Origin of the sequence: Nocardiopsis sp. NPDC049922 (assembly GCF_040660275.1) — a bacterium.
In the GTDB taxonomy this organism is placed as follows: domain Bacteria; phylum Actinomycetota; class Actinomycetes; order Streptosporangiales; family Streptosporangiaceae; genus Nocardiopsis.
Genome location: NZ_JBFAME010000005.1, coordinates 392780 through 408573 on the forward strand (window position 1 = coordinate 392780; position 15794 = coordinate 408573).

The 15794-nt window shown below is 72.7% G+C and carries 12 protein-coding genes; 5 read left to right on the plus strand and 7 right to left on the minus strand.

Annotated features, from left to right (window positions below; all coding sequences use genetic code 11):
- Positions 1 to 5: 5 nt before the first annotated feature.
- The 3 genes from AB0I72_RS12780 to cysC form a co-directional block, all read right to left on the minus strand.
- A complete protein-coding gene (locus tag AB0I72_RS12780) occupies positions 6 to 1385 on the minus strand; it encodes a TIGR00366 family protein (protein ID WP_358566608.1) in 1380 nt (459 codons plus the stop codon).
- Positions 1386 to 1561: 176 nt separating this feature from the next.
- Positions 1562 to 2338, minus strand: a complete 777-nt coding sequence (locus AB0I72_RS12785) for a MazG family protein (RefSeq protein WP_358566611.1) — start codon at positions 2336 to 2338, stop codon at positions 1562 to 1564.
- A 9-nt stretch (positions 2339 to 2347) separates the two neighbouring features.
- Positions 2348 to 3859: an adenylyl-sulfate kinase gene (cysC, locus tag AB0I72_RS12790; protein ID WP_358566701.1), complete on the minus strand. Its 1512-nt coding sequence runs from the start codon at positions 3857 to 3859 to the stop codon at positions 2348 to 2350.
- 369 nt (positions 3860 to 4228) lie between these two features.
- Between cysC and mfd the strand changes: the two genes are divergently transcribed.
- The gene (mfd, locus tag AB0I72_RS12795) at positions 4229 to 7822 is read left to right on the plus strand and encodes a transcription-repair coupling factor (RefSeq protein WP_358566614.1); all 3594 of its coding nucleotides are present in this window, start codon (positions 4229 to 4231) and stop codon (positions 7820 to 7822) included.
- Positions 7823 to 7899: 77 nt separating this feature from the next.
- On the opposite strand, the gene AB0I72_RS12800 is transcribed toward mfd, so the two are convergent.
- Positions 7900 to 9438: a DUF6350 family protein gene (locus tag AB0I72_RS12800; protein ID WP_358566704.1), complete on the minus strand. Its 1539-nt coding sequence runs from the start codon at positions 9436 to 9438 to the stop codon at positions 7900 to 7902.
- Positions 9439 to 9725: 287 nt separating this feature from the next.
- Between AB0I72_RS12800 and AB0I72_RS12805 the strand changes: the two genes are divergently transcribed.
- On the plus strand, positions 9726 to 10241 hold the full coding sequence (locus AB0I72_RS12805; RefSeq protein ID WP_358566617.1) for a DUF1707 domain-containing protein: 516 nt from the start codon (positions 9726 to 9728) through the stop codon (positions 10239 to 10241).
- Between the two features lie 66 nt (positions 10242 to 10307).
- Here AB0I72_RS12805 and sucD read toward each other — a convergent pair whose 3' ends face one another.
- From sucD to AB0I72_RS12820, 3 genes are all read right to left on the minus strand, one after another.
- Entirely contained in the window at positions 10308 to 11186 is an 879-nt protein-coding gene (gene sucD, locus AB0I72_RS12810) for a succinate--CoA ligase subunit alpha (RefSeq protein ID WP_358566620.1), read from the minus strand.
- A 13-nt stretch (positions 11187 to 11199) separates the two neighbouring features.
- Entirely contained in the window at positions 11200 to 12381 is a 1182-nt protein-coding gene (sucC, locus tag AB0I72_RS12815; protein ID WP_358566623.1) for an ADP-forming succinate--CoA ligase subunit beta, read from the minus strand.
- Positions 12382 to 12717: 336 nt separating this feature from the next.
- Entirely contained in the window at positions 12718 to 13119 is a 402-nt protein-coding gene (locus tag AB0I72_RS12820; RefSeq protein ID WP_358566626.1) for a cobalamin B12-binding domain-containing protein, read from the minus strand.
- Positions 13120 to 13183: 64 nt separating this feature from the next.
- On the opposite strand from AB0I72_RS12820, the gene AB0I72_RS12825 reads away from it, so the two are divergent.
- The 3 genes from AB0I72_RS12825 to AB0I72_RS12835 are packed head-to-tail and all read left to right on the plus strand — an operon-like array spanning position 13184 to position 15476.
- Positions 13184 to 13465 (plus strand): hypothetical protein, encoded by a 282-nt coding sequence (locus AB0I72_RS12825; protein ID WP_358566629.1) that lies wholly within the window; start codon positions 13184 to 13186, stop codon positions 13463 to 13465.
- A 50-nt stretch (positions 13466 to 13515) separates the two neighbouring features.
- Positions 13516 to 14931 (plus strand): AlkA N-terminal domain-containing protein, encoded by a 1416-nt coding sequence (locus tag AB0I72_RS12830; RefSeq protein WP_358566631.1) that lies wholly within the window; start codon positions 13516 to 13518, stop codon positions 14929 to 14931.
- Positions 14928 to 15476, plus strand: a complete 549-nt coding sequence (locus AB0I72_RS12835) for a methylated-DNA--[protein]-cysteine S-methyltransferase (RefSeq protein ID WP_358566634.1) — start codon at positions 14928 to 14930, stop codon at positions 15474 to 15476. Before AB0I72_RS12830 ends, AB0I72_RS12835 begins: the two co-directional genes overlap by 4 nt.
- Positions 15477 to 15794: the final 318 nt, after the last annotated feature.

Consider the following 15794-nt stretch of genomic DNA (forward strand, 5'->3'; position numbering starts at 1 on the left):
CTGGGTCAGGTGAGGAAGGTGATGCACAACGACGCGACGACGAACGCGAAGAGCATCACCACCGCCGAGTAGCCGAGCACACTGCCCGCGCGCAGCCGCGTCAGCGCGAGCAGCGGCAGCGCCCAGAACGGCTGGATGCCGTTGGTGAGCTGGTCGCCCATCGCGACCGCCATCACGCCGACCCCCGGGTCGATGCCCAGGGACTCGGTGGCTCCGATGACCACGGGCCCCTGCACCGCCCACTGGCCGCCGCCCGAGGGCACCGCGAAGTTGACCAGGGCGGCGCTGGTCAGCGCCCAGAACGGGTAGCTGAACGGCGTGGCGACGGACACGAAGGCCTCGGTGACGACCTCCAACAGCCCCGAACTCGCCATGATCCCCATGATGCCCGCGTAGAAGGGGAACTGGACGATGACCGCCCCGGCGTTGCGGGCCCCCTCGGCGGCCGCCGCCGAGTACCCCGCCAGCGTCCCGTGCAGGCCCAGGCCCGCGATGAGGAAGGTGAAGTTGAGCAGGTTGATGTCCATGCCCACGACACCGTCGACCACCAGCGCGGGCACCAGGTACACCAACCCCACGGCCACCACCGGGTAGACCAGCAGGCGGCTGTGCATGAGGCGCTGCGCCGGGGACAGCTCCCGCCGGGCGGTCGCGGTGCGGACCCCACCGCCCCCGCCCGCGCCACCGGAGCCGTCGTCGGTGTCACCGGCATGGTCGTCGTCGTGGGACTCGATCTCCTCGCTGTCCTCGGCCCGGGGATGCATGCTCATCAGCAGCAGCGGGGCGCCGATCAGCATCGCGGCGAGGAAGACCAGGTTGAACGGCTGGAGGATGGTCTCGCTCAGCGGGATGAGCCCGATCCGCTCCTCCAGGAAGTGCCCGGGGGTGTTGACCAGCAGCGGCGCCGACCCGGACAGGCCGCTGTGCCAGACCATGAGGCCGACGTAGCCGCCCGCCGCCACCAGCGGGAAGTGCACCCGGATGCCGCGCTCCCGGCACGACCGGGCCACCTCCACCGCCAGCAGGGCGCCCGCGATGAGGCCGAGCCCCCAGTGCAGCGTGCCCAGCAGGGCGGCGCCCAGCGCGGTGACGCCGACCGCGGAGAGCGGGCCGCGCGTGCGGCCCGCCACCCAGGTGATCGCCCGCCTGGCCGGTGGCGAGGAGGCGAGCGCGTACCCGGTGACCAGCACCAGGGTCATCTGCATGCCGAACTGGAGGAGGTTCCAGAACCCGCCGTACCAGTCGCCGACCAGTTCGAGCGGGGTGCGGTCGGTCAGCCCGAGGGCCAGACCGAAGACGAGGACCGTGAGGAAGATCGCGAACACGAAGGCGTCCGGCACCCAGCGGGTGCTGAACGCGGCGAGGAGGTTTCCGAACCGACGCATGAGGCTCCCATCGTCGGGCGCCCCTCGCCCGGGGAACGGGGGAGATCCGAGCCCAGGGTGCGCCCACACCGGAGCACTGTGCGTGACGCGTCACATGGGCGTCAAGTCCCGTTGACACCGTTTCCCGTCGCCGGGGCGTGTGCCGCGGCCACATACCCCGCCGTACAGGGGACGCCCTACCCCTCGTCGGCCGCACCGGCCCGGCGCCAGTAGCGCCGCCACTCGTCCTCGGACAGCTCCCTGGGGTCACGGCCGTCCGCCCTGGCCAGCCCCTCGGCGGCACGCACCCGGGCGTCGAACCGGCGCGCCGCCGCCCGCAGGTCGCCCTCGGCGTCGCGGCCCCGCTCACGCTCGGCCGCCACCGCCGCGAACAGCTCCCCGCCCGCTCCGCCGTCGTCGGCGACCAGGTCCGCCGGAACGCCGTTGCGCACCGCCCGCCGCTGCAACTCCTCCGACAGCAGCACGGCGGGCTGGGCGAAGGGCACCCCGTCCAGCACCGACCCCTCGCCGTCGTGCCCCCTGGCCCTGGCCTTCTCCCGGCGCTCGGCGGCCTTGATCGCCTCCCAGTTGCTCTTGACCTCGTCGGCCCCGGACACCTCCACCCCGCCGAACACGTGCGGGTGGCGGCGGGTCATCTTGTCGATGATGGCGTCGGCGACGTCGTCCACGGTGAACCGCGCCGGGTCGCCCTCGGGGCGCTCGGCGGCGATCGCCGCGTGGAAGACCACCTGGAGCAGCACGTCCCCGAGCTCCTCGGGCAGCAGGGACGGGTCGCCCTCCTCGATGATCTCCAGGGTCTCGTAGGCCTCCTGGATCAGGTACTTGGCCAGCGACTCGTGGGTCTGGCCCCGGTCCCAGGGGCACTCCCGGCGCAGCGTGGCCATCACCTCGACCAGGTGCTGCAACCGGTGTCCGGGGGCCGGGTGCCCGTCGTGGCCGGGGGTCTCGCGCATCACCGTCTCCTACAGCTCCTTCTCCGGCAACCAGCCGCCCTCGCGCAGCGCGGCCAACACCCTGGCCGCGGACTCGTGCGGGTCCTCGTCCACGGTGTCGATGACCATGTCGGCGTCGGTCGGCTCCTCGTAGGGGTCGGAGATCCCGGTGAACTCGGGGATCTCCCCCGCCCGCGCCTTGGCGTACAACCCCTTGCGGTCCCGGGCCTCGCACACCTCCAGCGGCGTCGCCACGTGGACGAGGAAGAAGTCGCCGAACTCCTCCACCATCGCCCGCACCTCGGCCCGGCTCCGGGCGTAGGGGGCGATCGGCGCGCACACCGCCACCCCGCCGTGCCGGGTGATCTCGGAGGCCACGTAGCCGATGCGGCGGACGTTCATCTCGCGGTCCTCCCGCGCGAAGGTCAGCCCCTTGGACAGCATCAGCCGCACGACGTCGCCGTCCAGCAGCGTCACCGTCCGCCCGGCCCGGTTGACGCCCTCGCGCACCCGCCGCGCGATCGTCGACTTTCCCGAGCCCGACAGCCCGGTGAACAGCAGCGTCAGCCCGCGCCGGGTCCGCGCCGGACGCAGCCGGGCCAGCTCCGCGCCCACCCGGGCCGGGGTGAACCAGGACGGCAGCTCACGGCCGTGCGCCAGCTCCACGGCCACCTCCGCGTCGCTCGGCTCGGCGCGGCGCGCCCCCTCGGCCACGTCCTCCCGGGGCCGCCACATCGCCCCGGCCGTGTCGTAGCACCACGGTTCCGGCGACACCAGGGCCACCGGAGGCGCCAGAGCCGCGGCGCCCTCGACGTCGGCGCCCGCCGGACCGGCCTCCACCATCATGTGCGTGGCCCCGTAGGCGGCGGCCACGTGCGCGGCCAGCGCCACGTCGCGCGCGCCCCACCGGCCGCCGAACGCCCCCTCGGAACGGGCGGCCGCGCGCGGCAGTGTGCACACGACGAACCGCGTGCGCGCCGACAGCAGGGGCTGCGCCGCGAGCACGGCCGGGGCCAGGCCCTCGTCCTCCAGCGGGGCGTCCACGATCACCAGCAGGTCGGCGTGGCCCAGCGCCTTGGCCTGGGCGCGGACCTGGTGCAGCGCGCGGTGGTGCAGGGGGCGGTCGGTGACCACGGCCAGCAGCGGATGGTCGGGGCCGAGTTCACGCTGACCGCGCACCTCGGCCGGGGGCACCCGCAGCTTCCGCAGGACGCCGCCCATGGGCAGGTTGGTCAGGGACACCTCACCGGCCACGTGTCGACGCTCCGCGCGCCCGTCCCCGCCGTCGGCCGACCAGCGCTCGGTGACCGCCACCTCCGCCAGCGGGAAGCCCTCGGGGTCGGCCAGCACCAACCGGTCCTCGCCGACGAGGTGCTCGGGGACGGTCAGGGTGACCGGAACCGGCCAGCCGCCGCCGTCCGGCAGCCGCCCGTCCCGCTCGACCGACGCGGCCTGTTCCCTAGTCATGAAGCCGGGCAGCGGACACGCGCCGTTGAGGATCAGCTCCAGGTGCGCGAGCTCGTCCTGGGCCGGGGTCAACACCCGCGCCTCCGGCCGGTCGGAGCTCCCGACCGGCGTGCGTCCCCACCCGTTGGCACTCACCGCACGCTCCCTCATCTGTCGTGGTCCGCGATGCACCCAGCGTATGCCCGCCCCTGACCCGGACTCCGCGCCGATCCGCCCGATCCGGAATACAGCCAGGTCAGAGCTGGTTTCACTCGCTGTGCGCCGTTCCTCTTCCGTGGGACGGCTCCGCGGGCGCGCGGCCGCGGCCGCCGTCCACGGCCGACCGCGCGAAGCCGGGGGAGTCGCTAGGCTGAGAGGTACCGGGCGGCCGTTCACGACACTGCCGCCCTCCACCGTGCAGGCCGCGACCACCGCCTGATCCGGACCACTCCCACTCTTGGTGCTATGAGCCTCATTGGACTTCTCGCCGACGTCTGCAAGGACCCGGCACTGCACAGCGCGATCGAGGCCGCCCGCGGCGGCCGCGATCCCCACACCGACCTCATCGCCCCCGCGGCGCTGCGCCCGTTCATGGTGGGCGCGCTGGCCGCGGACGCCCCCGTCGGCGCCGGACGCCCGGTCCTGGCCATCACCGCCACCGAGCGGGAGGCCACCGACCTCACCGACGCCCTCGGCTCCCTGCTGCCCGCCGACACGGTGGCGCACTTCCCCGCCTGGGAGACCCTGCCGCACGAGCGTCTGTCTCCCCGCTCCGACACCGTCGGCCAGCGCCTGGCCGTGCTGCGCCGCCTCGCCCACCCCGACCCCTCCGACCCCCTCACCACCCCGCTGCGGGTGGTCGTGGCACCGGTCCGCAGCGTCCTCCAGCCGCTCGTGGGCGGCCTGGGCGACCTGGAGCCGGTGCGGATCCGCCCCGGCGACGAGGCGCCCCTGGAGGAGGTGGTCGACGCCCTGGCCATGACCGGCTACGCGCGCGTCGACCTGGTCGAGAAGCGCGGTGACATGGCCGTGCGCGGCGGCATCCTGGACGTCTTCCCGCCCACCGAGGAACACCCGCTGCGGCTGGAGTTCTGGGGCGACACCGTCGAGGACATCCGCTACTTCCAGGTCGCCGACCAGCGCTCCATCCAGCCGCCCGAGGGCGGCGCCCCCGGCGCCGACGCCGCCTCCGGCCTGTTCGCGCCGCCCTGCCGCGAGCTCCTGCTCACCGACACCGTCCGCGAACGCGCCCGCGCCCTGGCCGCCGAACACCCGTCCCTCGCCGAGATCCTCACCAAGATCGCCGACGGCGTCACGGTCGAGGGCATGGAGGCGTTCGCTCCCGTGCTCGCCGACCGTATGGAGCCGTTCTTCTCCTACCTGCCCGAGGGCGCGCTCGTCGTCGGCTGCGACCCCGAGCGCATCCGCACCCGCGCCGTCGAGCTGGAGGCGACCAGCGCCGAGTTCCTCGACGCCTCCTGGATCAACGCCGCCTCCGGTGGGGAGGCCCCCATCGACCTGGGCGATTCGGCGTACATGTCCATCGCCGACCTGCGCGCCTCCGCCAGCGAACTGGGCCTGCCCTGGTGGGGGCTGACCCCGTTCGGCGCCGACGGCCGGGGCGCCGCCGAGGAGGACCACGCCGTCGTCGTGGGCGCCGTGCCCGCCGAGTCCTACCGGGGCGACACCGAACGCGCCCTGGCCGACGTCAAGGGCTGGCTGCACGACGACTGGAGCGTCGTCATGGTCACCCAGGGCCACGGCCCCGCCGAACGGCTCGTGGCGATGCTGCGCGACGCGGGCCTGGGCGCCACCCTGGCCGCCGACCTCGCCGAACCGCCCGCGTCCGCCGTGGCCACCGTGACCACCGGCCTGGTCGACCACGGGTTCCTGCTCAGGTCCGTGCGCACCGTCGTGCTCACCGAGACCGACCTGGTCGGGCAGAAGTCCTCCACCCGCGACATGCGCAGGATGCCCAGCCGGCGGCGCGGCACGGTCGACCCGCTCCAGCTCAAGCCGGGCGACTACGTCGTGCACGAACAGCACGGCGTGGGCCGCTACCTGGAGATGGTCAGCCGCCAGGTGCAGGGCGCCACCCGCGACTACCTGCTCATCGAGTACGCGCCGTCCAAGCGCGGCCAACCCGGCGACCGCCTGTTCGTGCCCACCGAGCAGCTGGGCGAGGTCACCCGGTACGTCGGCGGCGAGGCGCCGACGCTGTCCAAGATGGGCGGCGCCGAGTGGAGCAAGGCCAAGAGCCGGGCCCGCAAGGTGGTGCGCGAGATCGCCGGCGACCTCATCCGGCTGTACTCCGCCCGGCAGGCCTCCCCCGGCCACGCGTTCGGTCCGGACACCCCGTGGCAGCGGGAGTTGGAGGACGCGTTCCCCTACGTCGAGACGCCCGACCAGCTCGCCGCGATCGACGAGGTCAAGAAGGACATGGGCCGCTCGGTCCCGATGGACCGGCTGATCTGCGGCGACGTCGGCTACGGCAAGACCGAGGTCGCCGTGCGCGCCGCGTTCAAGGCGGTGCAGGACGGCAAGCAGGTCGCCCTGCTCGTGCCGACCACCCTGCTGGTCCAGCAGCACCTGTCCACGTTCACCGAGCGGTACGCGTCCTTCCCGGTCACGGTCAAGCCGATGTCGCGGTTCCAGACCGACGCCGAGGTGGAGCTGACCCGCGAGGGGCTGCGCAGCGGCGAGGTCGACGTGGTCATCGGCACGCACCGGCTGCTGTCGGCCGAGACCCGGTTCAAGGACCTGGGCCTGGTCATCATCGACGAGGAGCAGCGCTTCGGCGTCGAGCACAAGGAGTCGCTCAAGCGGCTGCGCACCCAGGTCGACGTGCTCGCCATGTCCGCCACGCCGATCCCGCGCACGCTGGAGATGGGGCTCACCGGCATCCGGGAGATGACCACCATCCTCACCCCGCCGGAGGAGCGCCACCCGGTGCTCACCTTCGTCGGCCCCTACGAGGACAAGCAGATCACCGCCGCCATCCGCCGCGAGCTGATGCGCGAGGGGCAGGTGTTCTTCGTGCACAACCGGGTGGCCTCCATCGACAAGGTCGCGGCGTCCATCCAGCGCCTGGTGCCCGAGGCCCGCGTGGCCTACGCGCACGGCCAGATGAACGAGCAGCAGCTCGAGAAGGTGATGGTCGACTTCTGGGAGAAGAACTTCGACGTGCTGGTCTCCACGACCATCGTCGAGTCCGGCCTGGACGTGCCCAACGCCAACACCCTCATCATCGACCGCGCCGACACCTACGGCCTGTCCCAGCTGCACCAGCTGCGCGGCCGGGTCGGCCGGGGCCGTGAGCGCGCCTACGCCTACTTCCTCTACCCGCCGGAGAAGCCGCTCACCGAGACCGCCTACGAGCGGCTGGCCACGGTCGCGCAGCACACCGAGACCGGCGCGGGCATGTACGTGGCGATGAAGGACCTGGAGATCCGCGGCGCGGGCAACATCCTGGGCGCCGAGCAGTCCGGGACCATCGCCGGGGTCGGCTTCGACCTGTACGTGCGCATGGTCGGCGAGGCCGTCGCCGAGCTCAAGGGCGACCCGGACGCGGCCGCGGAGGTCGAGACCCGCGTCGAGCTGCCCATCAACGCGCACATCCCGCACGACTACGTGCCGGGCGAGCGGCTGCGCCTGCAGTCCTACAAGCGCATCGCCAGCGTCACCCGCGAGGAGGACATCCTCGCCGCGTACGAGGAGCTCACCGACCGGTACGGCGCCCCGCCCGAGCCGGTGGACAACCTCATGGCCGTGGCGCGGTTCCGGGTGCTGGCCAAGTCGGCGGGCCTGTCCGACGTGGTCCTGCAGGGCAACCAGATCCGTTTCGCCCCGGTGGAGCTGCGCGAGTCGCAGGAGCTGCGGCTGCGGCGGATGTACCCCAAGTCCGTGCGCAAGGAGGCGACCAGGACGCTCCTCGTGCCGGTGCCCAAGGCGGGCGGGATCGGCGGCAAGCCGCTGCGCGACCTGGAACTGCTCGCGTGGTGCACGGAGCTGGTGAACGCGATCTTCGAACCCGCGAAGAAGGCCGCCGCCAAGGGCTGACCCCCCGTCCCGGGCCCCGTCGTACCCGGCGGGGCCCGGTTCCGTTCCGCCGGGCGGTCGGCGCACGACCTCGACGGTCAGGGAGCGTCGGCCTCCTCCGGCGCGGCCTCGTAGCTGATCCCGTACAACTCCTCGGACTCCTCGTCGCCGTGCCGGCGGCGTCCGCGGCGCTTCTCCGCCTTCCGGGCACGCCGTTCCTCCCCGCGCTGGGCGCGCAGCTCGGCACGGGCCTCCCGACGCGCGGCGCGCTCGGCCCGCTTCTCCCGTTTGGCCCGCTCCCGGACCCGTTGCCGTGCGGTGAAGCGCTCCGCCTCGGACGGCGCCCGCTCCTCGGGCTCGTCCTCCTCGTCCTCGCGCGGGCGCAGCGGCGTCACCGTGGCCAGCCCCTCGCCCACCGGCACCGGCCCGGGCAGCTCCGACTCGGCCTTCCCGGCCTTCTCGTCCTTCGCCCGTTCCGGGGCCTCGGCCGCGGCGGCGACCGCCAGGCGCATCCGGCGCGTGTACCACCAGTTGGCGATCCAGGCCGCGATCGCCGCCGCCGCCCCGACCTCCAGAGCCGCGACCAGCCCCACCTGCCACGAGGAGGGGCCGATGTCGGTCAGCCGCTCCGCCCCCAGCGAACCGCCCGCCAGCTCGCCCAGCGCGGCGCAGACCATCCCCGTGGTCACACCGCACACGAACCCCCACAGCGGCGCCGCCTCGCTGACCACGTCCGGCGCGCTGCGCTGGGTCAGCACACCGCCGACCGCGCCCGCCGCGAACGGGACGGCCAGCGCCGCCAGCGACACCACGGGCGCGGCCCCGTCGGCGGGAAGCGCCGCCAGCATCGGGAACATCGGGAGCGGGCCCACGGAGACGCCGGTGGGCGCCACGACCGTCGCCGCGCCCATCGTGAACCCCGGCCCGAGCGCGTAGCAGACGGCGAACACCACCGCGTTGGGCAGGTAGGCGAGCTGGACGAGCAGGAGCAGCGCCCCACCGACCACCCCGGGGGCGAGGGCCCGGGTCGCCTCGACCGCCTCGGGCAGGTTGACGGCGAGCGCCGCCAGGAACAGCAGGAGCCCGCCCAGCAGCAGGGAGCCGGTGGCGGCGCCCATCCCCACCAGGAGGGAGCGCGCACGCCCCGGCATGAGTCCCAGCAGGGCGCGCACCGCCACCCCCCGTTCACGCATCATCTGGCGCAGCGCCCCGAGCCCCCCGGACAGGAACGCGATGACGAACCCCATCACCAGCGCACGCGGCATGCTGGGCTCCACCGTGTCGGTGCGCGCCAGCAGCGCGAGCGTGCCCGCGATCGCCGCGTAGGGTCCGGCGATCGCCAACGCGGCCCGGTGCACGTGCCGCAGCCGACCGATCTCGCAGCTGCGCGCCAGCCAGCGCCCCGACCGGTACAGGAGCAGGGCGGGGATGAGGACCAACCCGATCGGCAGCAGCCCGAACTGGCCGTCCTGGATGGTGAAGGACACGTGGTGGCTCACGAGCCAGGCGAGCACGGCCCCCTGGAGGAGTTCGACGATCTCCTCGCCGAACGGCGCGTGCGGCGCGGCCACCCAGCCGGCGATGGTGAGCGTGACGATGACCGCGAGGCCGCTGCCCGCCGCGGTGGCGGCGGCGATCCCGCCGGTCGGGTAGAGCGGCCGAGGCCTGTGGGAGGGTTCCCGGGGCGGGTCGACCGGCGTGCCGCTCGGCCGTTTCCGGCCGCGGTCAGGGGGAGATCCTGGCGTACTCACCCGACTTATGCTGCCAGGCACCGGAATGCTCCGTGGTACCCCGGCGACGCGTGTCGTCGGCGAACCGGAACCCCACGCCCCGTACCGGCGTCCCAGAGGGAGCGGCGAGACGCACGGGACCGGGGTGACCCACCGCACGACCACCACCCCCTCAAGCACTCCGAAGGAACCCCATGACCAGCCCCGACCACGGCTACCGACTGTCCGACGACGAGCGCGACGAGGCTCTGGAACGGCTGCGGACGGCGCTCTCCGAGGGGCGGCTGGACCTCGACGAACACGAGTCCCGGTCCGCCACGGCCCTGACGGCGGTCACCACCGCCGACCTGGCCCCGCTCTTCGACGACATCCCCCCGCGCCTGCGTCCCGCGACGCTCACGAACCCCCAGACGCCGCCCGCCGACCCGGCGCCCGCCGAACCGACGGCGAAGACCCCGGCCGTGCCCGCGGCCGACGACGGGCGTGAGGGCAACCGGGCGACCGGACCGCTCATCTGGGGCGGGTTCCTCTTCGTCCTGTGGGGGCTGCCCGCGATCATCAGCGGGAACCAGTACGCCATCATCGGCTGGCTGGCCTTCTTCGCGCTCGTCGTCGTCCCCGGCCTGGCCGTGGCCACCACGCGCGAGCTCCGCGCGAGGAGGACCCGCCGCGAGCTCGGGGGCGGGCGCGGCGAGATCGGGGGCGCATGAGAAACGGCCCCGCCCCCACACGGGGGACGGGGCCGTGACGGCGCCGCGTCCTGGGACAGCTCGGTCCTAGAACAGCTCGCGCACCAGCTTGGCGGTCTCGCTGGGGGTCTTGCCGACCTTGACGCCGACGGCCTCCAGGGCCTCCTTCTTGGCGGCGGCGGTGCCGGAGGAGCCCGACACGATCGCGCCCGCGTGGCCCATGGTCTTGCCCTCGGGGGCGGTGAACCCGGCCACGTAGCCGACGACCGGCTTGGACACGTGCTCCTTGATGAAGTCGGCGGCACGCTCCTCGGCGTCGCCGCCGATCTCACCGATCATCACGATCACGTCGGTGTCGGGGTCGGCCTCGAACGCGGCGAGCGCGTCGATGTGCGTGGTCCCGATGATCGGGTCGCCACCGATGCCCACGGCCGAGGAGAAACCGATGTCGCGCAGCTCGTACATCATCTGGTACGTCAGCGTCCCGGACTTGGACACCAGCCCGATCCGGCCCGGCTTGGTGATGTCGGCCGGGATGATGCCCGCGTTGGACTGACCCGGCGTGATCAGACCCGGGCAGTTCGGGCCGATGATCCGCGTCTTGTTGCCCTTGGCGCGCGCGTGCGCCCAGAAGGCGGCGGTGTCGTGCACCGGGATGCCCTCGGTGATGACGACGGCCAGGCCGATCCCGGCGTCGATCGCCTCGATGACCGCGCCCTTGCAGAACTTCGGCGGGACGAAGATGACGGTGACGTCGGCGCCGGTGGCCTCCATGCCCTCGGCCACGGAGCCGAAGACCGGAACCTCGGCGCCGTCGAAGTCGACGCTCTGCCCGGCCTTGCGCGGGTTGACGCCGCCGACGATGTTGGTGCCCGACGCGAGCATGCGGCGGGTGTGCTTGGTGCCCTCAGAGCCGGTCATGCCCTGGACCAGCACCTTGCTGTCCTTGTTCAGGAAGATAGCCATGGTGTCCGTTCCCCTACTTCGCCGCGAGCTCGGCGGCCTGAGCGGCGGCGCCGTCCATCGTGTCGACCTGTCGCACGGCCGGGTGGGCGCGCTTGGTGAGGATCTCGCGACCCAGCTCGGCGTTGTTCCCGTCCAGGCGGACGACCAGCGGCTTGGAGACGTCCTCGCCGCGGCTCTCCAGCAGCTCCAGGGCCTGGACGATGCCGTTGGCGACGGCGTCGCAGGCGGTGATGCCGCCGAAGACGTTGACGAACACGCTCTTGACCGCGGGGTCTCCGAGGATGATCTCGAGACCGTTGGCCATGACCTCGGCGGACGCCCCGCCGCCGATGTCGAGGAAGTTCGCGGGCTTGACGGCGCCGTGCGCCTCGCCGGCGTAGGCGACCACGTCCAGGGTGGACATGACCAGACCCGCGCCGTTGCCGATGATGCCGACCTCGCCGTCGAGCTTGACGTAGTTGAGGCCCTTCTCCTTGGCGGCGACCTCGAGCGGGTCACCCTCCTCCGGGAAGGTGAGGCTCTCCAGGTCCTGGCGGAACTCGGCGTTCTCGTCCAGGGTCACCTTGCCGTCGAGGGCGACGACGCGGCCGTCCTTGGTGAGGATGAGCGGGTTGACCTCGACGAGGGTGGCGTCCTTGCCGACGAAGGCGTCCCACAGCTTCGTGATGACCTCGGCCGCGCCCTCGGCGGCGGCCTGCGGGAGCTTGCCCGCCTTGGCGATCTCCGCGGCGATGTCGGCGGGAGCGCCGGTCAGCGGGTCGACGGCGATCTTGGCGACCGCGTCGGGGTTGGAGACCGCGACCTCCTCGATCTCCATGCCTCCCTCGGCGGAGCAGATCGACAGGAACGTGCGGTTCGCGCGGTCCAGGAGGAAGGAGAAGTAGTACTCCTCCGCGATGTCGGAGGCCTCCTCGACCAGGACGCGGTGGACCGTGTGGCCCTTGATGTCCATTCCGAGGATCTGCTCGGCCTTGGCCTGGGCGTCCTCGGGCCCCTCGGCGACCTTCACACCGCCGGCCTTGCCGCGGCCGCCGGTCTTGACCTGCGCCTTGACGACGACGCGAGGCTTGCCCGCGGCGGCGAACTCCTCAGCGATGGCACGTGCCTCGGCGGCCGTGCTCGCCACCTTCCCCTGGGGTACGGGAACCCCGTACTCTGCGAAGAGTTGCTTCGCCTGGTATTCGAACAGGTCCACGAGGGTCCGTCCTTGTAACTCGCTGGCTCAAGAGTGTCTGCCGGGGTGGCCTCGTCCGGATCGGCTGCGACCCACTGATCATGTGTCACACGACGCGCAGCCTCGTTGGGCTGGGTTGCTGCAGAAGACGCCGGGTATCGCCACCCGCGACATGCGCAAAGCTTAGTCGCCCGAGATCTGGCCGACGGACACTGGGGGCGTGTTGCCCAAGGCCGCTGCGGCCCGATCAGCGCTCATACGGCCCCACGAGGCACCTCTGGTGGGAATTCGTGTGATCAGAGACACGAACAATCACACCATCTCAGGCGGATCACCCCTTGGAGGATGCGACGAACATCACCCGCGCGCGGTCGCCGGACGCACGTTCTCCCGCACCCAGTCGGCGATCTCCGCCGTCGGCGCGCCGGGGGTGAAGATCCTGGCGACCCCCATCCGCTCCAACTCCTCGATGTCGGCCTCGGGGATGATGCCGCCCCCGAAGACCCGGATGTCGGCGGCGTCGTTCTCCCGCAGCAGCTCCATGACGCGGGCGAAGATGGTCATGTGGGCGCCGGAGAGCACGGACAGACCGATGGCGTCGGCGTCCTCCTGGAGCGCGGTGGCGACGATCATCTCGGGCGTCTGCCGCAGCCCGGTGTAGATGACCTCGACCCCGGCGTCGCGCAGCACGCGGGCCACGATCTTCACCCCGCGGTCATGCCCGTCCAGACCGGGCTTGGCGACGACGACCCTGGTCATGACACACCCCCCGGGAGAAGCGTAACCCAGGGATGGCCGCCACGCGTGGGGGTATCTTCCCGGCATGGGGGAGAACGGGGAGAACTTCGAACGGCTCAGCACCGAGGAACTGCGGGACCGCGCCGTGGAGCTCGCGCGTGAGCGGTGGGACGTGCGCTTCTTCTGGCGCCTGCTGAGGCTGATCCCGGCGGCCGAGGCGGTCGCGGGCAACATGGAGGCGAGCGACGCCAGCGTCGCCCAGGCGTCCGGGTTCCTGTACGAGGCCCTGTCCGTGGAGAGCGACACGAAGGTGCAGGAGGCCCTGCGCCCGGTCTATGTGGAGTATCTCAAGACCCACGAAGGCTGATGTCCGAAAACCGCCAGCCGAGGGTCTGACGCGTCGGTGAACATGGACTCATGGACGACGACCAGCGCTACCGCGCCGTGCACAGCCGCGACGCCCGTTTCGACGGCGTGTTCTACACCGCGGTGCGCACGACCGGTATCTACTGCCGCCCCAGCTGCCCGGCGGTGACGCCCAAGCGGGAGAACACGAGCTTCTTCCCGTCGGCCGCCGCCGCGCAGGAGTCCGGCTACCGGGCCTGCAAGCGCTGCCGCCCCGACCGGACGCCCGGTTCCCCCGAGTGGAACCTGCGAGCCGACGTCGTGGGCCGGGCGATGCGCCTCATCCAGGACGGCGCCGTGGACCGCGGCGGGGTGAGCGCCCTCGCCTCGGCCGTCGGGTACAGCGAGCGCCAGCTCAACCGCCTGTTGACCGCCGAACTGGGGGCGGGCGCCCTGGCCCTGGCCCGGACGGAACGCGCGCAGACCGCGCGCATCCTGGTGGAGACCACCGACATGCCGCTCGCGGACGTGGCCTTCGCGTCGGGCTTCTCCAGCATCCGGCAGTTCAACGAGACGATGCGCGCGGTCTTCGACCGGACCCCGACCGAGATGCGCGGGGGCGGCCCCGCGTCGGAGGGGTCGCTCACGCTCCGGCTGCCCTACCGGGACCCGATCGACCTCGACCGGATGCTGCGTTTCCTGGGCGACCGGGCGGTCCCCGGCGTCGAGGAGTTCCGCGACGGCGCGTACCGCCGCACGCTGTCCCTCCCGCACGGACCGGGCATCGTCGAACTCTCCGCCGGTGACCGGTACGTCGTGTGTCGGCTGCGGCTGTCCGACCCCGGCGACCTGATGTCCGCCGTCCGTCGGTGCCGGTGGCTGCTGGATCTGGACGCCGACCCGCGAGCGGTGTTCGAGGCGCTGCGTGACGATCCGGTCCTGGGCCCCACGGTGGCCGCGCACCCCGGGATCCGCTCCCCCGGCCACGTGGACGCGGCCGAACTGGCCGTCCGAGCGGTACTCGGGCAGCAGGTCTCCGTGCGGGCCGCCCGAACGCTGGCCGGTCGGCTGGTCGAGCGGTTCGGCCCGCCGCTGCCGGAGGGTCTGGAGGACTCCGGAGGCGGGCTGACCCACCTCTTTCCGAGTCCTGAGACCCTGGCCTCGATCGACCCGGCCGACCTGTCGATGCCCGTCTCTCGGGGGCGTGCCCTGGTCGGCCTCTGCTCGGCGATCGCCGACGGCGACGTCGACCTCGGTCCCGGCTGTGACCGGGAACGGACCGGGAAGGACCTTCTGGCGCTCCGCGGCATCGGCCCGTGGACCGCGAGCTACATCCGCATGCGCGGTCTGGGCGATCCCGACGTCTTCCTCGACGGCGACCTGGGCGTCCGCCAGGCCCTGCGCAGCGAGCAGATCACACCGGAACAATGGAGCCCGTGGCGGTCCTACGCCACACACCTCCTGTGGGCGAGAACGGATACGACATGAACCAGCCAGCGTTGCCACTCGACGTGGAAGTACCGCGCCCGGAGGCGCCGCCGCGACTGCTCCGACAGGAGTTCCGCGAGGCGACGGGACCGACCCGCTACGCCACCATGGACTCCCCCATCGGCGAGCTGACGCTCTTCGGCGACGCGGAGTCCCTCAGCGGGGTGTGGACCAGCACGAAGACCATCCCCGAGAACTGGGACAGGGATCAGCCCGCCTTCACGGAGGCGATCGACCAGTTGGAGGCCTACTTCGCGGGCGAGCTTCGGGAGTTCGACCTCCCGCTCGCCCCGGCCGGTACGGAGTGGCAGCTGAAGGTGTGGGCCGCGCTGACCACGATCCCGTACGGCGAGACCGCCTCCTACGGCCAGCTGGCGGAGGAGCTGGGCCGTCCCACCGCCTCCCGGGCGGTCGGCATGGCCAATGGCCGCAACCCGATCAGCATCATCGTGCCGTGCCATCGGGTGATCGGGGCCGACGGGTCCCTGACCGGCTACGCGGGCGGCCTGGAACGCAAGAAGTTCCTGCTCGCCCTGGAGTCCTAGCGGACACGCGTCGGCCCGGGGGGGAGCCCCTCCCGGGCCGACGTCTGTCCGCGGTCCCACCGCGTCCTGGCCCGCCGCGGCCGGGACGCGCGGAGCGCGGGGCGGGGGCGGCGGCCTTTGACCCGCCGTGTGGTGACCGGGGTGGGAGGGTTCGCGGCCAACCCCCTGGAGTGCCGTACCGGTCGAACATGCCGCAACCCCCCGTGTAGTTGAGCGAGCGGGAACGGTGACCCCCAACCCCCCTGTAGTGACCAGGGCGGGAGGGTGTCCGGCCAACCCCCTGGAGTGCCGTACCGGTCGAGCATGCCGCAACCCCCC